The organism is Streptomyces sp. NPDC030143, assembly GCF_055573695.1.
Window position 1 is genome coordinate 616,794 of the sequence record NZ_JBVIAY010000002.1, and the last position, 21,186, is coordinate 637,979.

The window sequence follows — 21,186 nt, forward strand, 5'->3', positions numbered from 1 at the left end:
TGGATGCCGCATCCTCGCCGGCGGTCGGTAGGCCCCCCGTCCCGGCGCCGGGGCGCCCGGCCCTCGTTCTGCCCGGCCCCGCTCGGCCGTTATCCCAGGACCGCCGCATCGGCGGTGGGCACGAGGCGCCGGGCGTGCGGTGGACCGTCCCGCCGACCGGGCGGTGGGCCTCGACCCGCACACCACGGTCGTCGCCGTGGAACGGGAAGGGCAGCTGGAGCCGTACCGGGGTTCGGGCCGCTTCTGACGGCGAGGTGCCCCGGTGACGGGGACGTGCGTCCGGCCGGAGGGAGAGACGTCCGGGCCGGCCGGCCGCTCCCCGTGACAGCGGCCGGCCGGCCCGATCCCCCGTGCACCGGGGATCCCCCGTCGATCCCCGGTCTTTCCGGTGGTGCTTCCCCCTGGCCCCCGCGCCCCCCGTGCCCCCGTGTCCCTTGGTCCCCCGTGCCCCCGGGTCCCCCGACCCGGGGGACCCGGATCCCCCGTGCTTCCCCCCGAGGACCGGTGGTTCCCCCGTGGCCCTCCACTCTTAGGAGCACGCGGTCGCGGCCCTGATACACCCCCGACGAAAAAAGTTTCCCCGGACCTGAATCCGGTCCGGGGGAGTGGGTCTTCCGGGTGCTCAGGACACCGCTAGAGGGGCAGGGCCTCGGCCGCGGTGCTCGTGGTGGAGTCGGCGGTGCTCGTCTCGACGGGCGGCTGCGCCGGAGCGGGTACGGCCGGCAGCAGCGGCTCGGTCTCCTCCAGCCGCTGCTGGGGGAGCGACACCGGCCGCAGCGGGCGCGGTCCCGACACCACCGTGTAGTCCTGGCCCAGGAACGGCGGCGCGATCTCACCCGGGTCCTCGCCGAGCGCGAGCTGCACGGCGGCCCAGGGGGCGTTCACCCCGCACAGGGACAGCTGGTGCAGTCCGCCGGCCGGGCGCGTGTTGACGTCCATCAGGACCGGCTGCTCGCCGAACATCCGGAACTGGATGTTGGACAGGTAGTGCAGCCCGAAGCCCTCGGCGATCCGACGGGCCGGCTCCAGCCACCGGTCGTGCAGGGTGAAGCCCCGGCGGCGGCCGTTCTTGGTGCGGCCGATGGCCAGACGGACCCGGTTGTCGGGGCCGGTGAGGCAGTCCACGGACACCTCGGGCTGCTCCAGGCGCGGCATGACCAGCCAGTCCACGGGCTCGTCGGCCCGCCGGAGCGTCTCCACGACCATGTCCAGCTGGACGTAGGAGCTGGGGAAGCCGTTCAGGTGCGTCAGGGAGAAGGGGGCGCGTGTGATCACACGGAAGCCGACCCCGCCCGCACCGGACGCGGGCTTGAAGCAGGCCTTGTGGCCGCCGGCCTCCAACTCCTCGACGGCGGCGACGAGTTCGTCGGCCGTGCGCACCCGCCACCACGGCGGCACGGGCACGCCGATCGCCTCGACCGCCTCGTAGGCGATCACCTTGTCGTGGAAGACGGCCACGGCCTCCGGGGGCGGGGCCAGCAGCGCGGTGCCCACCGCGGTGAAGTCGGCACGGTGCGCGACGACCGCCGCCTGGTGCAACCGGGGCACGAACACGTCGATGCCGCGACGCTGGCACTGGTCGAGCGCGTACTCGACGTACGCGGCGGGGGACAGGCCCTCCGGCTCCAGGTCGGCGGTGTCGGCGGCGGCCAGCACGGGGGAGTCGGCGTCACCGTGCGTGGCATGGATCTCGACGGCCCGGTCGTTCGGATTTCGTCGCAGCTGATCCATGAAGAACACGTTCTCCGCGTACGTGCGGTTGAGCCAGACGCGTACGCGAGAGACCATGCAGGCCGCCTTTCACGGTTCGCGGGCAGGGCAAAGCAGGCCCGTGCCCGGGCAGGGGGATGGGAGGGACACCAAACCGCGCTGCGTGAAAGCAAGTCCATGGCGGTGGTGTTGGGGCGATCATACGGCTTCCCGGGGGTGCCGCGTGCAACGCGCGTGTTACGGATTTTCTGATCATGTTCCGGTAGTCCCCGGGGTCGGGTAAGGACGCGTTCGGGCCACCTGACGGGTGGTCTCCTTGTTCCGTGGGCGCGAATGTGTTCTCGTGGTGCCGTTCGTGGGTTCGTCGGCGGTGCGTGCGCTGAGTCGGGGGGCGGAAGGTGACGTCGAGGGCGGCGGGTGCCGGTGGTACCGGCGGGGTCGGTGTCGGCGGCGCGGGCAGCGGGACCGCTGACACCGGTGAGGTCGGCGGTACCGACGGGAGGGGCGGTACGGGCCCTTCCGGAAAGCTGCTGGCCGTCAGTGATCTCCACATCGGCTATCCGGAGAACCGCGAGCTGGTCGAGCGCATGGCGCCGGACTCGGACGACGACTGGCTGATCGTCGCCGGTGACGTGTCGGAGAACGTCGCGGACATCCGCTGGACGCTGAAGACCCTCGCGAGCCGCTTCCGCAAGGTCGTCTGGGCCCCCGGCAACCACGAACTGTGGACCCACCCCAAGGACACCGTCACCCTGCGCGGGGTCGCCCGTTACGAGCACCTCGTCGAGGTCTGCCGAGAGCTGGACGTGACGACCCCCGAAGACCCGTACCCGGTGTGGGAGGGACCGGGCGGCCCGGCCGTCGTCGCACCGCTGTTCCTGCTGTACGACTACTCGTTCCTGCCGGCCGGGTGCGCGACCAAGGAGGAGGGCCTCGCGTACGCGCACGGCACGGGCGTCGTGTGCAACGACGAGTTCCTGCTGCACCCCGACCCGTACCCGACCCGCGACGACTGGTGCCGCGCGCGGGTCGCGCAGACCGAACGCCGGCTCGAGCGGATCCCTGAGCACCTGCCCACGGTGCTCGTCAACCACTACCCGCTGCACCGCCACCCCACCGACGTCCTGTGGTACCCCGAGTTCGCGATGTGGTGCGGCACCGAGCTGACCGCCGACTGGCACCGCCGCTTCCGCGTCGCCGCCATGGTCTACGGCCATCTGCACATCCCGCGGACCACTTTCCACGAGGGCGTCCGCTTCGAGGAGGTGTCGGTGGGCTATCCCCGCGAGTGGCGCAAACGACCGCAGCCGCCGGGCCGGCTGCGCCGCATCCTGCCGACGGAGGACGACACCGAGTGATCGAGGAACTGCTGCCGGAGACGGTGGTCGCCGTGGAGGCGCACGGCGAGGACGGCGTGCGCGCCTTCGGTGACGGGCCGCTCTATCCGCAGGAGGAGGCGCTGATGGTACGGGCCGTCGCCAAGCGGCGCCGCGAGTTCACCGTCGTACGGTCCTGCGCGCGCCGCGCGATGGAGAAGCTCGGCGTGCCCCCGCAGCCGGTGCTGCCCGGCGAGCGCGGCGCCCCCCGGTGGCCGGAGGGCCTGGCCGGCAGCATGACCCACTGCGAGGGCTACGGCGCCGCCGCACTGGTGCGCGCCACCGAACTGGCCTCCCTCGGCATCGACGCCGAACCGCACGCGCCGCTGCCCGAGGGCGTGCTGTCCGCCGTCGCGCTGTCCGCGGAGGAGGAGCGGTTGAGGCGGCTGGCCGCGGACCGTCCCGGTGTGCACTTCGACCGCCTGCTGTTCAGCGCCAAGGAGTCCGTGTACAAGGCGTGGTTCCCCCTCACCCGCAAGTGGCTGGACTTCAGCGAGGCGGACATCGCCTTCGACCTCGACACCCCCGACGGCACGGTGGGCGCCCGGGGCGGCTTCCGGGCCCGCCTCCTCGTCCCCGGTCCGGTGGTCGGCGGCCGAGAGGTCGACCACTTCGACGGCCGCTGGATGGTCGACCGGGGGCTGCTGGCCACCGCGGTCACGGTGCCGCACGGCTGAGCGCACGCCGTCCCCTCACGCCCCCGGTCACGGCCGGGGGCACCACTGGTGCAGCAGACGGAAGAACTCCTCCTCGTTGCCCGCGAGGCCCGCATCCGCCAGGGCATGCTCCGCCTCGGCCAGGACGGCGGGCGGGACCACCGGCGGACGCCGCTCGTGCGGCGGGCCGGAGACCTCCTCCCCGAACGCGGCACGGACGGTGTGCAACAGCCGCAGATAGGCCTGGACGGCGGTGCGCTCGCGGTCGGTCAGTACGGCGGTGGGCATCGGTCGGCTCTCCCCGTGTCGGCGTCGTCTCCCCCGCGCCCCTGGCGGCGCGTACGCCCCCGTACGGCGGGCGCACCTCCCAGCTTGCCGCCCACCACTGACAATCGGGCCGCGCTCCACCGCGGTTCGCCCGCACGGCGCAGGGGCGAGCGCGTCGGCCCGGCCCGGGGAGGGCCGTGCCTCCGCTGGTCGGAGGGGGACCGGGCGGACGGTGGACGTCCGGCGCGCGACACGACCGTCCGGCACACGACCCGACAGGACGGTGCAGGGCACAAGGGCCGGTGCAGAACACGAGGGCCGGTGCAGAACACGAGGGCCGGCGCGGGACGTGACGGGCCGGCGCCCCCTCACCCGGCCCGGGCACCGGGTCGCCAGCCACGCGTCCCGCGGCGTCAGGCCCCGCCGCGGTCCTGCGGCCCCAGGTACCCGAGGGACACCTCGATCCGTCCCGCCAGATGGTCGCGCTGTCCACGCCCCCGGGGCGACGAACCCGCGAGCCAGGCGCGGCACTTGCTCGCCAGCAGCAGGCCGAAGCTCTCGGCGTCCCGCTCGTCGTCCTGGTCGAAGCGGGTGCGCGCGGCCACCTTGTGGATCGTCGCCTGGAGGTCCGCCCCGTCGTGCAGGAGCCGGGCCGCGACGGCGGCGCCCTCGACGTGATGGCTGCGGTGACCGGCCTTCATGTGCCACAGCTCGTGACCGAGGATCACCAACTGGTGGTCGGGGGCCGTGCGTTCCTCGATGACGACGAGGTCCTGGTCGGCCATGTCGAGCCACAGCCCGCTCGCCGTGCCGGTCGGGAACGCGGCCGTGCGGAAGTGCACGGGGCGGCCCCGGCGCCGGCTCATGCCGTCGCACAGGGCGGTGTACAGGTCGCTCGGCGCGGCGGGGGCCGGGAGGGCCAGTTCCGCGACCAGTTCGCCGCACAGACGGCGCATGTCCTTGGCGATGCCCACAGTTCTCCCCAGGATCACGACTCTGGCCGCTTCACGCTCTCCAGGAGCATGTCCAGCCACTCGGCGACCTTGTCGCGGTGCTGGTCGGTGGGCAGTTGCGCGGCCCGCCAGGCGATCCCGCGCACCCCGTGGTCCTGCAGGAGCCGCTCCAGCGGGTCCTCGGCGGCCGCGGCCGCCTCGCGGGCGGCGAGCTTCTGCAGCAGTTCCTGTTCGGTGCGCTGGAGCGCCCCGGCGACCGCCTCGGGGTCCTCGGCGGTGAGGAAGCCGGCGTGGACGCGGAAGAAGCGCTGGAGGGCGTCGCAGTGCTCCATCGTGGGACGGCGGTCGCCGTTGATCAGGGCGCCCGCCTGCTGTCGGGACATGCCGGCGCCGTCGGCGATCTCCTGCTGGGTGTATCTGCGGCCGTTGGGCTTCAGACGGGTCCGCCGCAGCAGGTCGAGACGTTGCAGGAACCGGGCCTGGACGTCCGGTTCGCCCGCCGCCCGGCCGCTGAGCAGGGCCTTGACGACGGGTTCGGGAACGCCGGAGGCGACGGACAGCCGTCCGGTGTCGAAGACCTCCGCGGGGGGCACGCCGAGCCGGTCGGCGAGTGCGGTGACACGGGTGACGACGGCCGACAGCAACACCGTCACCGGAGCGCCCGGAACCTCGAAGCCATCCGTCACCGACAGGTCTCCTACGTCTCTCACGACCCTCTCACAGGCACAGGCGATCGCCGTGAACTGACCGGAGAGTAGCGGGTCTTTCGAACTCACATCCAGGTCTCGCCACAACTGTGGCCAATTTCAGCCGTCAACGAGCCTGGAATGCCACGATAGTTGACACGTCGAACGTCGGGGCACCAGGATCGGGACCCGCGTGCAGGGCCGCAGAGGCAAGAGGGGTGACCTCCCGATGGCATATCAGGCAGGTGGGCAGCGGTCGGTGCCGCGGCCCGTCCCCGGCACTCCCGAGGCCCAGGCCTATCTCCGGGACTACGCCGCGTATCTGGAGGCCGTCGCCTTCCCGTCCGTCGTCGTCGACCACCGCTGGGACGTCGTCCTGGCCAACACCGCGTTCGAGACGCTCTTCCGGGAGGTCGGCCCGCATCCGACGGCGCTGCCGGGCGACAACTTCCTGAGGTTCGTGCTGTTCCACCCGGACGCGTCGTCGGTCCTCGGCGACCACGAGGCCAGCTGGTGCCTGCCGATGCTGGCCGGGTTCGCCGCCGCCGTCGAACGGCACGGTCACGACGCCGGGCTCCAGGCGATCCGCCGGGAGATCGCCCAGGACCCCCTGATGGAGGCCGCCTACCGGCAGGGCCTGCCGCACTGGGTCCGCGCGGTCGGCGCGGGGGCCGTGGAGCACGACGGGGCGGTCCGGCCGCTGCTCCACCCCGACCCGCGCCGGGGCGCCCTCGAGTGCCGCATCGTCGGCGAGACCCCGGCGACCCTGCGGGATCTGGGGTACACACGGCTGACCATGGTGCTGCGCGAGACCGCGGCGCCCGCACCCCGCCGGTCCCGCCGGCGCCGTGCCGCGGGACACCTCAGCGTGGTGCCCACCCCCGAGGCCTGACCGGGCACCGTCGGCGTTCAGGTCGCCGACGGCGCTCCGGTCGGCCCCCTGGAGACCGCCGCACCGGTACCCGCGCGTCCCGCAGGCAACCGGCCACTTCGCGCTCCCGCAGGAAACCGTCCACCGGGGCGTCCCGCGAACCACCGCCCGCACGCCCCGCCCCGGGGGCCGCACCGCCGACCCGCACCCACGGCGACGGTCACCGGCTCCTTCCCGTCGACCCACGGCGGCGGCGACACGACGGTCGGGGGCGGGGCCGCCGGTTCTACCGGGCCGCCGGCGACCCGGCCACCGTCACCTCAAGGGTGTTCCGACAGGCTGTGCGCAGACGGCACAGTAGTGCCCAAGTCGCTTGCAGGGAACGCCGATCGGCGCCCCGGACCGGGTCGGACGGGCCGGCTGACGACGTCGTTGACAGGCCGGGGCGCGGTGCGCTGGAACTCGGCCACGCGTGCCTCACCGGTCTGATGCCGACCGGGCCGGCACGGTCGTGGCCGGCGTGAACACCACCGTCCGCCCCGGCCCCACCGCGTCGGCGGTGGTCCGGCGTGGGTTGTCGCCGTACCGCGTCGGCGGCGGTCCGGCGTGACCTGCTGCCGTACCGCGTCGGCGGTAATCCGGCGTGGGCTGTCGCCACGTCTGCTCGGGGCCGTGGCGCGGAGCGAGGCGGACCAGCGGATCAGAGGTCCAGGACCAGGCGCTTCCCCCGGCACCGCGACACGCAGACGAGCATGGTCTCGCCGGACTCGCGCTCCTCGTCCGAGAGGACGGAGTCGCGGTGGTCCGGGGTCCCCTCCAGCACGTCGGTCTCGCACGTGCCGCAGGTGCCCTCGGTGCAGGAGTAGAGCACCTCCACCCCGGCGCCGCGCACGGCGTCCAGCACGGAGACGCCCGGAGCGACCGTCAGGGTGTGCCCGCTTCGCGCGAGGACCACCTCGAACGCGGCGTCCTCGCCCGCCCGTTGCTCCTTGGGCCGGAACCGCTCCAGATGCAGCGCTCCGGACGGGCAGCGCGCCTCGACCGCGTCGAGCAGGGCCCCCGGACCGCAGCAGTAGACGAGGGTGCCCTCCGGCAGGTCGTCGAGCACCGGGCCGAGGTCGAGCAGACCGGTCTCGTCCTGCGGCGCGACGGTCACCCGGTCGCCGTAGGCCGCCAACTCCTCGGTGAAGGCCATGGAGTCGCGGGTGCGACCGCCGTAGAGCAGGGTCCACTCGGCGCCGGCCGCCTCGGCCGCCGCCACCATCGGCAGCAGCGGCGTGATGCCGATGCCGCCCGCGACGAAGCGGTAGCGCGGGGCCGGGCGAAGGGCGAAGTGGTTGCGCGGACCGCGCACCCGCACCTTGTCGCCCGGGGCCAGCCGCTCGTGCACGTACGCCGATCCGCCGCGCCCGTCCGGTTCGCGCAGCACGGCGATCCGCCAGGCGTCACGGTCGGCGGGGTCCCCGCACAGGGAGTACTGGCGTTCCAGCTCCGGGCCGAGCAGGACGTCGATGTGCGCACCGGGCTCCCAGGCGGGCAGCGGCTCGCCCAGGGGATGGCGCAGGACGAGCGCCCGGACACCGTCGGCCGCCGACTGTATACCGTCGACGACGAGCTCGGTCTCGTACACGGTCGTCATGAGTCGCTCCCTCGCGGCTCGTGTGCCGGCTCCTGCCCCGACCCGGGCGTCGGCCACCCCGCACGCGGGTGCGGCCGGGGGGCCGGCCGGTGTCCTTCGGGGTGGCCGAGCATCCACTCCCACATCTCGACCGGGTCCTGGGCGCTGTGTTCGGCGCCGCAGTGACAGGTGCCGTGCAGCACGTCGGTGCCCGGCAGCCAGTCGATGCGGTAGATCTCGCCCGTCGGCGACCTCACAGGACCTTCTCCACGGGCTTGTCGCCCTCCTCGACCAGCCGGGCGAGGATGCGACGGGCGGCCAGGCCGCCGGTGTCGATGTTGATGCTGAGCTCCTGGTACCCGGCCCGCTCCGAACCGAGCGTGCGCTGCAGGAGGTTGAGCGCGTCGACGTCCTGCATGACCACCGTGTGGTTGTTGCCGCGCAGGAACTCCGTGACCTCGTCGTCGTCCGTCGCCCAGTCCCGCGAGACCATCCAGAAGTCGTACACCTTGCCGTCGTCCGACGGCGTGATGGCGTACGTGATCTCGGTGTGGAAGCCGTGCGGGTCGCTGCCGTCGGCCTCCGGCAGGACGCCCACCGGTGCGATGCGGCTGTGCAGCAGGTACAGGCAGGGCGCGTGGTACTCGATGTCCTGCCAGCGGGTGATCCGGCCCTCGATGCCGGTCGAGCGGGCGTAGAACGGCGGGCACTCGGCGTCGTCCATGTGCCGGCTCACCCGCACGATGCCCGCGCCTTCGTCGACCTCGGTGGTGATCGGCGTCTCGGCGACCTCGGGGGTGCCGATGTAACCGCCGTGCAGATACGTCTCGTGGGAGAGGTCGAGGAGGTTGTCGACGAGCAGCCCGTAGTCGGCGTCGATGGGCTCCATGCCGCGCACGGTCGTCCAGCCGGGGGAGTCCAGGTGGCGGGCGCGCGGGACGGCCTGCGGGTCGGCGAGGGCCGGGTCGCCGATCCACACCCACACCAGGGAGTCCTGTTCGACGACCGGGTAGGAGGCGACGCGGGCGGTGCGCGGGACGCGTTTCTGTCCCGGCACGTACACACAGGTGCCGCTCGTGTCGTAGGTGAACCCGTGGTATCCGCACACGATCCGGTCGCCGTCGAGGCGGCTCTCGGAGAGCGGGTAGCGCCGGTGCACGCAGCGGTCGTGCAGCGCGACGGGCGTGCCCTCCTCCTCGGTGCGGTAGAGGACGATCGGCTCGCCGAGGATCGTGCGGCCGAGCAGGTCCTCGCGCCCCACCTCGTGACTGTAGGCGGCGACGTACCACTGGTTCCTGGCGAAGGCGGTCATGTGAGGCATGAGGTTCCCGTCCCTGTCGGCGGGGCGCCGTCGCCCCGCGTGCCGTGGTTGGCATCAGGGTCCTGACGGCTGTGGTTGCCGCGCAAGGCGGCTTCTGCCAGGCGGAAGCCTCTCTGTGGAAGTGCTGGTCAGGGCCTTGTCATGCATCTTGATCATCACTGATGGGCTGACGGGCAGACGTCAGAAGAGCCGGACAGGAGGGTCGACGGCGTAGGTCGGCCCGCGCTGGGTGAAGCAGGTCGGGGGCCGGGTCCCATCTGGATGTGCGACGTCGACGACCCACTTCTCGCACCCACCACCGGTGATGGTGGCGACCGCAGCCGCCAGGGGTGAAGCGACCGTAGGAGTGCCGGCGTCCGCGCTGCCCGGGTTCGACTTCGGCTCCGGGGGCTGCACCACCAACCGAAGGGGGAGCCCGGCGGACGCCGCGAGCTGATCGGCCTCCCCCTTTTGTTCGGAGTTCCAAGTCGCCGCAGGGACAGGGCCCGGTCGGCGTGACAGCCGCGATCGCGGACGCGATCCTGGGGGCGGGCACCGCACGGCTTGAGCGACGTACGAGGAGAGTCATGACCAGCACCGGTACACCCGAGGGCGCGCAACCGGACCACTCGGCGCTCGAGGCGCGGCGGGAGCACCTCAAGGAGCAGTACCTGCGGCCGGCCGGCGAGCGGCCCGCGTCCGCCGCGCGCGGGCTGCACCACACCGCTCTGATCAGCAGTGACGTCGAGCGGACGATCCGCTTCTACCAGGACGTGCTGGAGTTCCCGCTCACCGAGCTGATCGAGAACCGCGACTACCCCGGCTCCTCGCACTTCTTCTTCGACATCGGCAACGGCAACCTGCTCGCCTTCTTCGACTTCCCCGGCCTCGACGTCGGCCCGTACGCCGAAGTCCTGGGCGGACTGCACCACGTGGCCATCTCGGTGGAGCCCGACCGGTGGAGCCGCCTGGTGGACAACCTGACCCGGGCGGGCGTCGACCACGTCGTGCACAGCGAGGTCTCCGTCTATTTCCGCGACCCCGACGGCGCCCGCCTCGAACTGATCGCCGACCCGCTCGGCGAGATGTACGGCACCCAGGTGCTGTGACGCGCGAGGTGGGGAGCGCGGCTCCGGCCTCGCCCTCGGCGGACCTCGCGCCGCACCCCCGACGCCGCCCTGTTCAGCATCGGGGAAGGCCTCGATCGGCGAAGTGGCGGACATCCGGCCACCGTTCACCCTCGCAGCCCTCGCAGCTGTCGGAGCCGCCGGAACGGCCCAGCGCCGCGCCGGGAGGCGTCCCTGCCGGGCCGGAAGTCCTCACCGGCGCCCCCCGTTTGACGTAAGCAGACGACCCTGCGTCCGGCCCGGTGCGGGGAGGTGCCGGAGGCGGAGGGGGCTCGGGGGAGGTGGCGGATGCAGTCGTCGCCGGGGTGGTGGGCCGGGCGTCGACGTCCGGTGTCGGAAGGGGAGGCGGAGCAGGCGTCCACGGCCGCCGCCGCGGCGAGGACCGCGACCGCGCACGTCCCCGCCGTCCGCCTCATCGCCAGGACCCCGTGAGCGCGGGCGTCGATCCCGAGCGCGCCGGCGGGTGTCCGGCGTCGTACGACGACACACGGCGCGGGGTGCGCGGTGCGAGGAGGGGCATGGGGGCATGGCGGTGCTCGGCCTCCCTGCCGCGTGAGCGGTGTCCCGTCGGTGTCGGTCGCGCCGGCGGGGGAGGGGCAGCGAGCCTTGGTGACCTCTTGGCCGTGACCACACCCCCCGTACCGGCGACCTTCACATCGGCGCCATCCGGCCCTTCCCCCGTGTTCCGTGCCCTTGGAACACTCCTTGCGCGCCCTCCGTCCGCACCGGCCGCGCGCACCCCGCCCGCACGAGAGGTCCTCACCCATGGCTCAAGTCAACCGGCGCCACTTCCTCCAACTGGCGGGCGCCACCACGGCGTTCACCGCGCTCTCCGCGAGCATCGCGCGCGCCGCCGCGCTGCCCGCGCACCATCGCACGGGATCGATCGAGGACGTCGAGCACATCGTCGTCCTGATGCAGGAGAACCGGTCCTTCGACCACTACTTCGGCACGCTGAGAGGAGTGCGCGGCTTCGGCGACCCGCACCCCGCGACGCTCGACAACGGCAAGCCGGTCTGGCACCAGTGGGACGGCGGCAAGGACATCCTGCCCTTCCGCCCGGAGGCCGACGACCTCGGCATGCAGTTCCTCGAGGGCCTGCCGCACGGCTGGACCGACGGACAGGACGCCTACCACGGTGGCAAGTACGACCGGTGGGTGCCCGCGAAGGGCACCACGACGATGGCGTACCTGACGCGCGAGGACATCCCGTTCCACTACGCGCTCGCCGACGCCTTCACCGTGTGCGACGCCTACCACTGCTCGTTCATCGGCTCCACCGACCCCAACCGCTACTACATGTGGACGGGGCACACCGGCAACGACGGCCGGGGCGGCGGTCCCGTGATGGGCAACGACGAGCTCGGCTACGGCTGGACCACCTACCCCGAGCGGCTGGAGAAGGCCGGGATCTCCTGGAAGATCTACCAGGACGTCGGCGACGGCCTGGACGCGGCCGGTTCCTGGGGCTGGATCGACGACGCCTACCGCGGCAACTACGGCGACAACTCGCTGCTGTACTTCGACACCTACCGCGACGCCCGGCCCGGCGACCCGCTGTACGAGAAGGCCCGCACGGGCACGAACGCCAAGGCGGGCGACGGCTACTTCGACCGGCTGAAGGCCGACGTCGTGGCGGGCAGGCTGCCGCAGATCTCCTGGATCGTCGCCCCCGAGGCCTTCTCCGAGCACTCCAACTGGCCCTCCAACTACGGTGCCTGGTACATCGCCCAGGTCCTGGACGCGCTCACCGCCGACCCCGGGGTCTGGTCGAAGACCGCGCTGTTCGTCACCTACGACGAGAACGACGGCTTCTTCGACCACGTCGTGCCGCCGCTGCCGCCGCGGGACGCCTCGCGGGGCAGGTCGACCGTCGACGTCTCCCTCGATCTCTACCCGGGCGACGGCAACCGCCCGGCCGGTCCCTTCGGCCTCGGGCCGCGCGTGCCGATGCTGGTCGTCTCGCCCTGGAGCAAGGGCGGTTACGTCTGCTCCGAGACCCTCGACCACACCTCGATCCTGCGGTTCATGGAACGCCGCTTCGGGGTGCGCGAGCCCAACATCTCGCCGTGGCGGCGGGCCGTGTGCGGCGACCTCACCGCCGCCTTCGACTTCTCCCGCAAGGACACGCGTCCGGCCGCGCTCCCCGACACCGACGGCTACGAGCCGCCGGACCGCGAGCGTCACCCGGACTACCGTCCGGCGGTGCCCGTCGACGCCGCCCTGCCGAAGCAGGAGCGCGGCTCGCGCCCCACCCGTCCGCTCGCGTACGCGCCGAGCGTGGACGGTTCGCTCGACGCGGCGGCCGGCACCCTCACCCTCACGTTCGCGTCCGGGCCGAAGGCGGGCGCAGCGTTCCTCGTCACCTCCGGCAACCGCACGGACGGGCCGTGGCACTACACCACGAGCGCCGGAAAGACTCTCTCCGACACCTGGATCCCGGCCGGTTCGGAGGGGTCCCACGACCTGACCGTCCACGGACCGAACGGGTTCCTGCGGGTCTTCAGGGGGGCGGGGCACACGCCGGGACCCGAGGTCGTGGCGCGGCACGTCGGCGACGGGCTCGAGCTGACGTTCACTCACAGAGGCTCCGGAACAGCGGAGTTGAGGGTGGCGGACGGCTACGGCGGTCGTACGACCACGGTGAAGGTGCGCCGGGGGGCGGTGCTCAAGCGCACGGTCGGCCTGGCGGAGAGCTGGCGTTGGTACGACCTCACCGTCACCTCCGCCACCGACCCGTCGTTCCTGCGGCGGCTGGCCGGCCACGTGGAGAACGGCCGCCCTGGCGTGAGCGACCCGGCGATCGCCACGGGGTGAGGGGTCCTTGCACGACGAGCGCCCGATCAGGCCGCGTGGCCCAGGCGGGCGTGGTGCAGCGTGCGTGCCGGGCGTCGCGAGTCGGGCTCCCTTTGTGTTCGGAGCGCTAAGGACGGGCCCGAGGCCCCCCGCGGCGACGCCGACCGCGGGCGCTCGTCGGCCCCGTCCCGACTGTCGGCGTCCGTCCGGCCGTCGCCCCGCAGGGAGCAGGGGATCGGGACAGGTTGTCGCCCCCCGTGGGCGCCGGTCCGGGCGGCGCCGTGCCCGGCCGGGCACGGCGGACAGCGGGGGACAGGCGCCCGCCGGACACCCGGGGCACAAGCCCGGCGGACACCCGGGGCACGGGCCCGGCGGACACCGGGGGGCACGGGCCTCGGCCGGGTGCGACGCCGTTGGCGTGAGGGCTCGGATGTGGGCGCCGGGCCCGGCTCGCGGCGCCCGCCGGCTTCCGCGGTCCGGCCCCGGGCGGCGCCTGCGCGGTTCACGGGCCCGGCCCGCCGGGCCGGATCCGATGCCCCCGCCCGTCTCACCGCGGGGTGAGGTGTCCCGGTCCCGTCGCCGGGCGGGGGAGCAGGGCCGGTTCGGCGGAGGCGGTGGCCGGTTCCAGGGCCAGGACCGCCGCCACCGGGTGCTCCTCCTCGGCTTCCCCTCGGGCCGCCGTCGGTTCGGGTGTCGCCCTGGAGAGCAGGACCACGCCCCAGGAGGCGAGGCCCGCGCCCGCCAGGGCGAGGAGGACGCCCGTCGGCCCCCCTTGCAGCCGCTCGCCCAGCAGCGCGAGGCCGATCACCGCGGCGGCCATCGGGTTGGCCAGCGTCACCACCGCCAGCGGGGCGCCCAGGCCACCCCGGTAGGCGGTCTGCGACAGCAGCAGCCCGGCCGTGGCGAAGGCTGCCACCAGCAGCGCCACGCCCATCACCTGCACGCTCAGCAGCGGGCCCGACCGATCCGCGGCGGCCACCGTCACGGTCTGGGTGAGCGCCGAGGCCACCCCGGAGGCGAAGCCGGAGGCGGTGGCGTGCCGCAGACCGGGCCGGGTGCCCGGCCGGGCCAGCAGACCGATCAGCGCGGCCGTCGCGCCCGCGACGGCGACGGCCTCGCCGCCGCCGAGCACGTCCTCGGGGGCCGGCCCGGACGCCGTCGGCAGGATTGCCGCCAGTCCGAGCAGGGTGAGCGCGGTGCCCCGCCACTCGACGGAGCCGACCCGCCGTCCTGCGACCCTGGCGCCCAGGGGCACCGCCGCGACCAGGGTCAGTGCGCCCAGCGGCTGCACCACGGTGAGCGGTCCGTACCTGAGTGCCGCGACGTGCAGCAGCGCGGCGCCGCCGTTGAGCCCCACCGACGCCCACCAGGTGCCGCGCCCCAGCAGCCGGACCAGGCCCGTGCCCGGGGAGAGGGAGGCCAGCCGCTCCTGGGCGACGGCGGCGGCCGCGTAGGCGACGGCCGAGGAGAGCGACAGGGCGACGGCGACGAGGGTGGCGTTCATCGGCGGGCCCCCACGAACTCCTCGTCCTCCGCCACCCGGCCACCGTGCGCCCGACTGCCGTCCGCCCCGCTCCCGTCCGCCCCGCTCCCGTCCGTCCCTTGTCCGTGCGCTCGACGTCCGTGCGCTCGACGTCCGTCCGTCCGGCTCCCGTCCGTCCGGCTCCCGTCCGTCCGACGTCCGTCCGGCCGACTGCCGGGCGTCCGGCCCCCGTCGGCCCGCGTGCTGTCGGCCGGGACGGCGGGCGTCCGGTCCTCGGCCGGTTCGGGGGCGGGCGCCCCGGTGCCGGCCACGGTGGCCGTCGTGCGGCGCGGGGCGTGGATCAGCGCCAGCGCGAGACCCAGCAGCGCGCCCGCGACGAGCGCGTCCAGCCAGTAGTGGTTCGCCGTACCGACGATCACCAGCAGGGTCAGCAGCGGGTGCAGCAGCCACAGCCACCGCGCTCGCGAGCGGGTGGCTGCGATCAGTCCGACCGCCACCATCAGCGCCCAGCCGAAGTGCAGCGACGGCATCGCCGCGAACTGGTTCGACAGATGGTCGGTGCGCGGCGGGCCGTACACCGACGGCCCGTAGATCCGCGCGGTGTCGACCAACCCCGTCGCCGCGAGCATGCGGGGCGGGGCGAGCGGGAGGACGAGGTGCAGCACCAGGGCGGCGGCGGTGACGGCCGCCAGGACGCGGCGCGCCCAGACGTAGTGCGCCGGCCGCCGCAGGTACAGCCAGACCAGGAAGGCGGCCGTGGCGGGGAAGTGGACGGTCGCGTAGGAGGTGTTCGCGACGCGGGCCAGCGCGTCGCCGTGCAGCAGCAGGGACTGCACCGAGCCCTCGTCCGGCAGACGGAGCCACCGTTCGGCGCGCCACACGTCGTGGGCGTTGCGGAAGGCCTCGGCGGTGTGGCCGGCGGCGAGCTGCCGGCCGGCCTCGTACACGAGGAAGAGGCCTGCGACGAGCAGGAGCTCCCTGATCACGGGCGGCCGGGCCGGCGTGGCCGGCTCCGCTTCTGCAGGCTCGGTGCGGGCATTCATCCCCCGGCCCCTTCGCTGACGGTGGTGCGTGCGGAGGTACGCCATCGCCACGAGCGGCAACAAGCCATCGATACGATGTCGTTCCGATACGCGAGTGTACCGATACGATCCAGTACCGGTACACTGGCGTATCGATTGAGATGGGCCACACTGGAACGAGGGCACGGCCCACCACCGGCGCGCCGCATGAGGACAGGGAGAGGCAGCAGTGATGACGTCGCAGGCCGCGGACGGACCGGAGCCGGTCACCGCCTCGCGCCGCTCCAAACTCACTCCCGAGCGCGAGCAGGAGTTCTTCGACGCCGTCCTGGAGCAGATCCGTGAGTGCGGGTACGAGGCCGTCACCATGGAGGGGATCGCCGCCAGCACCCGGTGCAGCAAGTCCACGCTGTACCGGCAGTGGAAGACCAAGCCGCAGTTCGTCGTGGCGGCACTGCGCTCGCGCCGCCGTTCGCGGCTCGCCGGCATCGACACCGGCTCGCTCGCCGACGACCTGCGCCAGGCCGCACGGGCCGCGGCCCGCTGGTCCGCGACGGACACCAAGCTGCTCCAGGCCCTCGGTCACGCCGTCACACAGGACGAAGCCCTCGCGCGGGCGCTGCGGGAGGCGCTCGTCGGGCCGGAGGTCGCGGCGTTGCGCCGGATCCTGCACCGCGGGGCCGAGCGCGGCGAGATCCGGGCCGACCACCCGGCGCTCGAGTACATCCCGGCCCAGATGTTCGGTCTCGTCCGCGCCCGCCCGGTCGTGGACGGCACCTACGCCGACGAGGAGTATCTGGTGCGTTTCGTGGAGGCCGCCGTGTTGCCGGTGCTGGGCCTCGCCGAAGGACCCAGGCCGCCGTCCGAGGGATGACCGGACGGTGACCTGCTCGCGCCGCACCGTGGGGACGGGGGCGGCGCGCACCCCCCCGGCCGGGTGGGGTTCCCCTTGAGCGGAGGGGCGCCCCACCCGGCCGACCGGCGTTCGGGGCGGCTTTTTTTCAGGGGTCCTTGCACTGTGCCCGCCCGGGCGGCGCGGCCTGGTGCCGTGAGCGATCGGCCTCCCCTTTTGTTCGGACCCCTCAGACGTCCTGTCCGGCGCCCCCGCCCGAGGCGACCCTGATGCCCCGGGTGACGGTGTCGATGACGGACGCCGACTGGTCGGCGTCGACGCCGAAGCGCAGCACCACGATCCGGTCGGGGTTGGCGGGCGCCGGGAACGCCAGCGACTCGACGATGCCGTCGGCGCCCTTGCTCGTGACCGCCTTCCACCGCACCAGATAGCCCTTCTGCCCGGCCACGGTCACCGCCTGGGAGGCGAGCACCTGGTGCGAGGTGATCGCGCCGTAGGTCGTGCCGCCGTAGGACTCTTCGGCGTTGGCGGAGATGTCCGCCTTCGCGACCTCCTCGGCGGTGCCGCCCTTGGTGCCCAGCGCCTCGACGGGCGCCGAGTACAGGCCCCCCTTGGTGCAGGTCTTCGAGGTGTCGCCGGGGCACGGGTAGGAGGAGTCGGACGTGATCTGCGCCCCCGCGGCCATCTCCTGCCCCGACCAGCCCTTCGGGACGGGGATGCTGATCCCGTTCAGCGCGTCGGTCACCGCACCGCTCCTGATCTTCGGCGCCTCGGAACCGTCCGGACCGCCCGAGCCGCCGGAGCCTCCCGAGTCGCCGCGGGGCCCGCCCTGCCCGCCGTCCTGGCCGCCGGAGCCTCCCGCGCCGCCTCGGCCGCCCGGCCCCTGCGCGGTTCCGGGCCCGGAGGATCCGCCGTCGTCCTTGGTCAGCGCGTACACCCCGACGCCGATGCACGCGAGGACCACCGCGGCCGCCGCGACGGCGATCCCCGTGCGCACACCGCGCCGCGGAGCCGCGCCCGCCGGATAGGCGGGGTACGCCGGGAAGGCGGGGTGGGCCGGGTAGGCCGGGTGGGCCCCGGCGGCCGGCTGTTGCGCCGGCGGACCCCATGCGGCGGCCGAGCCCGCGGGGCGGGTCCGGTCCGTCCACGCCTTGCCGTCCCACCAGCGCTCGGTGGGGAGACCGTCACTTGTCTGCCCGGGATCGGGATACCACCCGGGGGGAGTCACCTGCGTCATGCCCCCACCGTATGAGGCATCGGTGAAAGTCGTATGAGAGGGATGCCGCCGAGGGGCCGCCCGAAGGCGCGGGCCGGGGTGGGTGCGCCTCCTCGGGTGCGCGTCCGGCTCGCCACGGGTCGCCTCGCGCAGCGCCCCTTCCCCGCGTGCGCATCCCTTCCCCGCGGGCCGTCCCGCGTACGCCGCGGGTCCGTCCCGCACGCGCCGTCGCCCTGTCCCGCGAGCGGGTCGCCGGGCCCCTGCCGACCCGTCCGAGCCGCCTCCCGCGGCGGAACGTTTCCCTCCGTTCGGCCGGAAACCGACGTCAATTCGCCGCGCGTCACCCGCCGTTGACGTCCTGAGGGTGTCCGCGCAGGCCCGTCGGGGCGCCGCGGCCCCTTCTGCGTCACCCGTCGAGGCAGGAGCTGCCCGGACCGGCCTCCGCGCGGGCCGCCGGAGGGCTACGCTCAAGGTCTGTACGTCGTTCGGGCGACTTGGGGAGGTAGCGGGATGACGGAGGTACGGCCGGCGGCGGCCACCTCGGCTTCCCTCTGGGAGCGCGACGAGGAGGTCGCCGCCATCGAGCGGGCGGTGGAGACACTCCGCGCCGACCGGTCCCCCTCGGGCCACCTGCTGGTGCTGTGGGGCGAGGCGGGTCTCGGCAAGACCGCGCTGCTGGCCGAGACCCGCCGTATCGCCGAGGCCCGCGGCTGCACCGTGTGGTCGGCCCGCGGCGGCGAGACGCTGAAGTCCGTCCCCTTCAACGTGGTACGGCAGTTGCTGCAACCCGCGCTGCTGTCGCTGATGGAGGAGGAGGCCCGCGAGTACCTCGGCGACTGGTACGACATCGCCGGCCCCGCCCTCGGCATCGCCGACCCCGGAGACGCCCCGGCCGATCCGCAGGGCGTGTGCGACGGCCTCGTGGCCGCCGTACGGCGGCTCGCCGAACGGCACTACCCGCTCGTGCTGCTCATCGACGACGCGCACTGGGCCGACCAGGAGACCCTGCGCTGGCTCGCCGCGTTCGCCGAACGCCTCGACGACCTCTCCGTCCTGGTCGTCGTGGCCCGCAGGCCCGGCGAGGTCACCGGGGAACGGGCCGGCCACCTCGACGCCGTCGCGTCCGTCGCCGGCTCGTCGGTGACCACCCTCAACGCGCTCACCCCGGCGGCGGTCGCCGGCCTCACCCGGGCCACCCTCGGCACCCACGCCGACGGCGCGTTCTGCCGCGAGGTGTGGGCCGTCACCGACGGCAACCCCTACGACACCGTCGAACTCCTCGCCAAGGTCCAGGACAACGACCTCGAACCGAGCGAGTCCTCGGCCGCCGAACTGCGCCCCCTGAACCGTGCCGCGCGCGGCGGCGGACTCGTCGACCGACTGGAGGAACTGGGCGTCGACGCCACCCGGTTCGCGATGGCCGCCGCCATACTCGGCGCCGGCATCTCCATCGACGAGGCCGCCCGGCTCGCCGTCATGGACCGCGACTCGGCGGTGCGCTGCGCCGAACTGCTGCGCACCCACCGCATCCTCACCGAACCCGACCCCGCGGCCGTGCCCGCCCCCGCCGACGGCGACCTGGAGTTCGTCCACCCGCTGATCGCGACCGCCGTCTACGAATCCATCCCGCAGAGCCTGCGCACCGCGATGCACGGCATCGCCGCGAAGGTCGTCACCGACGCCGGCAAGGGTCTGGCGGCCGCCTCCCGCCATCTGATCCAGGTCCACGCCGAGGGCGACGAGGAACTCGTCGAGCAACTGCGCGGAGCCGCCCGCGAACACCTCGCCGTCGGCGCGCCCGACGCGGCCCGCCGCTGTCTGGAACGCGCCCTGAAGGAACCGCCCGCGCCCGACGTCCACGCGCGCGTCCTGTACGAACTCGGCTGCGCCACCCACCTCACCGCACCCGCCACGACCATCGGACACCTGCGCACCGCGCTCGCCATGCCCGGCCTCGACGGCGACGACCGGGTCGACGCCGTCCACCGCCTCTCCCAGGCCCTCGTCCACAACAACCAGCTCGAGGAGGCCGTCCGCACCGTCGAGGCGGAGGCCGCCCGGCAGCCGGCCGGTTCCGCGCGGATGCGCCTGCAGGCCGTGCAGTTCATGTGGGAGGGCATCCACGCCGGCGAGGCCACCTCGCCCGGCCGCTCCGACAAGCTCGCCGCGCTCGCCGCGACCTGCACCGGCCGCGACAACGCCGAACGCTCGCTGCTCATCCTGCGCGGCTTCGACGCCATGACCCACGGCGAGAACGCCGAGGAGGTCGTCGAGTACTGCGACCGCGCCCTCGTCAACGGCCGGCTCGCGCCCGGGCTCGGCTGGACCGACACCGAGTCGGGCATCGAACTGCTGATGATGCTGGCCAGCGCGTACGCGTACACCGACCGCCTCGACCGGGCCGAGTCCCTCTTCAACGAGGCCCTGCGCGCCTACCTGACGGCCGGCTGGAGCGGCGGCCACCTCGCCCTGGCCCACGCCTACGTCGGTCTCGGCCTGCGCCGGCGGGGCCGGCTGACGGAGGCCGAGGAGTCCCTGCGCGAATCGCTGCGCCTCGCCGAACGCGTCGGCCGGGGCCTGCCGCTGTACTGGTCGGCAACCTGCAACCTCGTCGACACGCTGCTCGCCCGCGGCCATGTCGACGAGGCCTGGGAGATCGCCGAGCAGTACGAGTTCGCCCCGCCCTATCCCACGACGATCGTGCTGCCCGACCCGCGGGCGGTGCGCGGCCGGCTGCTGATCGCCGTCGGCCAGGTGCAGGACGGCGTCAACGAGCTGGAGGAGGCGGAGAAGGCGGCCGCCGCGCGCGGGCACCTCAACCCGGTGATGGTGCCCTGGGCGGGCGACCTCGCCCGGGCCCTCGCCACGGAGGACCCGGCCCGCGCGGCCCGGCTCGCCTCCGACCTGCGCCGCCAGGCCGAGCGCTTCGGCACCGACACCGCCATCGGCGAGGCCCTGCGGTGCGCCGCCGCCCTGGAGACGGGCCAGCGCGCGGTCCGCCTGGCCGCCCGGGCCGTCACGTTCCTGGAGGCCTCGCCCTGCCAGTACGAACACGCCGCCGCCCGCGTCGAGTACGGTCTCCTCTCCCGCTCGGCGAGCGAACTCGAACGCGGCCTGACACTGGCCCGCTCCTGCGGCGCGGACGGCCTGGTCATCCAGGCGCAGCAGGCCCTGAACGGCCTGGGCTCCCGGCGCGTGGGGCTGGTCCCGGGACAGGCGCGCGGGCAGGCCCCGCTGGGGTGACGGCGGCCC

General features: G+C 73.9%; 16 protein-coding genes and 1 pseudogene. 7 read left to right on the forward strand and 10 right to left on the reverse strand.

What is annotated here, in order from left to right; genetic code table 11:
* Positions 1-633 precede the first annotated feature (633 nt).
* Entirely contained in the window at positions 634-1,788 is a 1,155-nt protein-coding gene (locus ACZ4YY_RS05845) for an ATP-grasp domain-containing protein (RefSeq protein ID WP_468284182.1), read from the reverse strand.
* Between the two features lie 449 nt (positions 1,789-2,237).
* On the opposite strand from ACZ4YY_RS05845, the gene ACZ4YY_RS05850 reads away from it, so the two are divergent.
* On the forward strand, positions 2,238-3,068 hold the full coding sequence (locus ACZ4YY_RS05850; protein ID WP_468284377.1) for a metallophosphoesterase family protein: 831 nt from the start codon (positions 2,238-2,240) through the stop codon (positions 3,066-3,068).
* Complete coding sequence (locus tag ACZ4YY_RS05855) at positions 3,065-3,763, forward strand: 4'-phosphopantetheinyl transferase family protein (protein ID WP_468284184.1); 699 nt, start codon at positions 3,065-3,067, stop codon at positions 3,761-3,763. The genes ACZ4YY_RS05850 and ACZ4YY_RS05855 overlap by 4 nt, the downstream gene beginning before the upstream one ends.
* Before the next feature lie 27 nt (positions 3,764-3,790).
* Here the strand turns inward: ACZ4YY_RS05855 and ACZ4YY_RS05860 are convergent, their stop codons facing one another.
* The 3 genes from ACZ4YY_RS05860 to ACZ4YY_RS05870 form a co-directional block, all read right to left on the reverse strand.
* On the reverse strand, positions 3,791-4,030 hold the full coding sequence (locus ACZ4YY_RS05860) for a hypothetical protein (protein ID WP_468284186.1): 240 nt from the start codon (positions 4,028-4,030) through the stop codon (positions 3,791-3,793).
* A gap of 392 nt (positions 4,031-4,422) precedes the next feature.
* Positions 4,423-4,965 (reverse strand): toxin-antitoxin system, toxin component, encoded by a 543-nt coding sequence (locus ACZ4YY_RS05865; RefSeq protein WP_468284379.1) that lies wholly within the window; start codon positions 4,963-4,965, stop codon positions 4,423-4,425.
* A 32-nt stretch (positions 4,966-4,997) separates the two neighbouring features.
* Positions 4,998-5,648 carry a helix-turn-helix domain-containing protein gene (locus ACZ4YY_RS05870; RefSeq protein WP_468284188.1) on the reverse strand — a complete coding sequence of 217 codons (651 nt, stop codon included), beginning with the start codon at positions 5,646-5,648 and terminating at the stop codon, positions 4,998-5,000.
* Between the two features lie 229 nt (positions 5,649-5,877).
* Here ACZ4YY_RS05870 and ACZ4YY_RS05875 point away from each other — a divergent pair, with 229 nt between their 5' ends.
* Positions 5,878-6,540, forward strand: a complete 663-nt coding sequence (locus ACZ4YY_RS05875; RefSeq protein ID WP_468284190.1) for an MmyB family transcriptional regulator — start codon at positions 5,878-5,880, stop codon at positions 6,538-6,540.
* Positions 6,541-7,219: 679 nt separating this feature from the next.
* Here the strand turns inward: ACZ4YY_RS05875 and ACZ4YY_RS05880 are convergent.
* The 3 genes from ACZ4YY_RS05880 to ACZ4YY_RS05890 are packed head-to-tail and all read right to left on the reverse strand — an operon-like array spanning position 7,220 to position 9,458.
* A complete protein-coding gene (locus ACZ4YY_RS05880) occupies positions 7,220-8,158 on the reverse strand; it encodes a PDR/VanB family oxidoreductase (RefSeq protein WP_468284192.1) in 939 nt (312 codons plus the stop codon).
* Positions 8,155-8,394 carry a hypothetical protein gene (locus ACZ4YY_RS05885; protein ID WP_468284391.1) on the reverse strand — a complete coding sequence of 80 codons (240 nt, stop codon included), beginning with the start codon at positions 8,392-8,394 and terminating at the stop codon, positions 8,155-8,157. Before ACZ4YY_RS05885 ends, ACZ4YY_RS05880 begins: the two co-directional genes overlap by 4 nt.
* The gene (locus ACZ4YY_RS05890; protein ID WP_468284194.1) at positions 8,391-9,458 is read right to left on the reverse strand and encodes an aromatic ring-hydroxylating dioxygenase subunit alpha; all 1,068 of its coding nucleotides are present in this window, start codon (positions 9,456-9,458) and stop codon (positions 8,391-8,393) included. Before ACZ4YY_RS05890 ends, ACZ4YY_RS05885 begins: the two co-directional genes overlap by 4 nt.
* A 566-nt stretch (positions 9,459-10,024) precedes the next feature.
* Here ACZ4YY_RS05890 and ACZ4YY_RS05895 point away from each other — a divergent pair.
* Together ACZ4YY_RS05895 and ACZ4YY_RS05900 are read left to right on the forward strand one after the other, a co-directional pair.
* Positions 10,025-10,546, forward strand: a complete 522-nt coding sequence (locus ACZ4YY_RS05895; RefSeq protein ID WP_468284196.1) for a VOC family protein — start codon at positions 10,025-10,027, stop codon at positions 10,544-10,546.
* Between the two features lie 783 nt (positions 10,547-11,329).
* Positions 11,330-13,381, forward strand: a complete 2,052-nt coding sequence (locus ACZ4YY_RS05900) for a phosphocholine-specific phospholipase C (protein ID WP_468284198.1) — start codon at positions 11,330-11,332, stop codon at positions 13,379-13,381.
* A gap of 526 nt (positions 13,382-13,907) precedes the next feature.
* Here the strand turns inward: ACZ4YY_RS05900 and ACZ4YY_RS05905 are convergent.
* Together ACZ4YY_RS05905 and ACZ4YY_RS05910 are read right to left on the reverse strand one after the other, a co-directional pair.
* Positions 13,908-14,864 (reverse strand): DMT family protein, encoded by a 957-nt coding sequence (locus ACZ4YY_RS05905; protein ID WP_468284200.1) that lies wholly within the window; start codon positions 14,862-14,864, stop codon positions 13,908-13,910.
* Positions 14,865-15,112: 248 nt separating this feature from the next.
* A pseudogene (locus tag ACZ4YY_RS05910) lies at positions 15,113-15,886 on the reverse strand (phosphatase PAP2 family protein); the annotation flags it as partial.
* Positions 15,887-16,097: 211 nt separating this feature from the next.
* On the opposite strand from ACZ4YY_RS05910, the gene ACZ4YY_RS05915 reads away from it, so the two are divergent.
* Positions 16,098-16,739 carry a TetR/AcrR family transcriptional regulator gene (locus ACZ4YY_RS05915; protein ID WP_468284203.1) on the forward strand — a complete coding sequence of 214 codons (642 nt, stop codon included), beginning with the start codon at positions 16,098-16,100 and terminating at the stop codon, positions 16,737-16,739.
* Positions 16,740-16,947: 208 nt separating this feature from the next.
* Here ACZ4YY_RS05915 and ACZ4YY_RS05920 read toward each other — a convergent pair whose 3' ends face one another.
* Positions 16,948-17,955 carry a DUF2510 domain-containing protein gene (locus ACZ4YY_RS05920; RefSeq protein ID WP_468284205.1) on the reverse strand — a complete coding sequence of 336 codons (1,008 nt, stop codon included), beginning with the start codon at positions 17,953-17,955 and terminating at the stop codon, positions 16,948-16,950.
* A 489-nt stretch (positions 17,956-18,444) separates the two neighbouring features.
* Between ACZ4YY_RS05920 and ACZ4YY_RS05925 the strand changes: the two genes are divergently transcribed.
* Positions 18,445-21,177, forward strand: a complete 2,733-nt coding sequence (locus ACZ4YY_RS05925; protein WP_468284207.1) for an ATP-binding protein — start codon at positions 18,445-18,447, stop codon at positions 21,175-21,177.
* The last annotated feature ends 9 nt before the right edge of the window (positions 21,178-21,186 follow it).

Bases quoted from the DNA above. Each gene is read 5' to 3' on its own strand.
- ACZ4YY_RS05905 (WP_468284200.1), bottom strand. From the start codon at position 14,864: ATGAACGCCACCCTCGTCGCCGTCGCCCTGTCGCTCTCCTCGGCCGTC.
- ACZ4YY_RS05860 (WP_468284186.1), bottom strand. From the start codon at position 4,030: ATGCCCACCGCCGTACTGACCGACCGCGAGCGCACCGCCGTCCAGGCC.
- ACZ4YY_RS05880 (WP_468284192.1), bottom strand. From the start codon at position 8,158: ATGACGACCGTGTACGAGACCGAGCTCGTCGTCGACGGTATACAGTCG.
- ACZ4YY_RS05925 (WP_468284207.1), top strand. From the start codon at position 18,445: ATGACGGAGGTACGGCCGGCGGCGGCCACCTCGGCTTCCCTCTGGGAG.
- ACZ4YY_RS05920 (WP_468284205.1), bottom strand. From the start codon at position 17,955: ATGACGCAGGTGACTCCCCCCGGGTGGTATCCCGATCCCGGGCAGACA.
- ACZ4YY_RS05865 (WP_468284379.1), bottom strand. From the start codon at position 4,965: ATGCGCCGTCTGTGCGGCGAACTGGTCGCGGAACTGGCCCTCCCGGCC.
- ACZ4YY_RS05900 (WP_468284198.1), top strand. From the start codon at position 11,330: ATGGCTCAAGTCAACCGGCGCCACTTCCTCCAACTGGCGGGCGCCACC.
- ACZ4YY_RS05895 (WP_468284196.1), top strand. From the start codon at position 10,025: ATGACCAGCACCGGTACACCCGAGGGCGCGCAACCGGACCACTCGGCG.
- ACZ4YY_RS05915 (WP_468284203.1), top strand. From the start codon at position 16,098: ATGACGTCGCAGGCCGCGGACGGACCGGAGCCGGTCACCGCCTCGCGC.
- ACZ4YY_RS05890 (WP_468284194.1), bottom strand. From the start codon at position 9,458: ATGCCTCACATGACCGCCTTCGCCAGGAACCAGTGGTACGTCGCCGCC.
- ACZ4YY_RS05845 (WP_468284182.1), bottom strand. From the start codon at position 1,788: ATGGTCTCTCGCGTACGCGTCTGGCTCAACCGCACGTACGCGGAGAAC.
- ACZ4YY_RS05875 (WP_468284190.1), top strand. From the start codon at position 5,878: ATGGCATATCAGGCAGGTGGGCAGCGGTCGGTGCCGCGGCCCGTCCCC.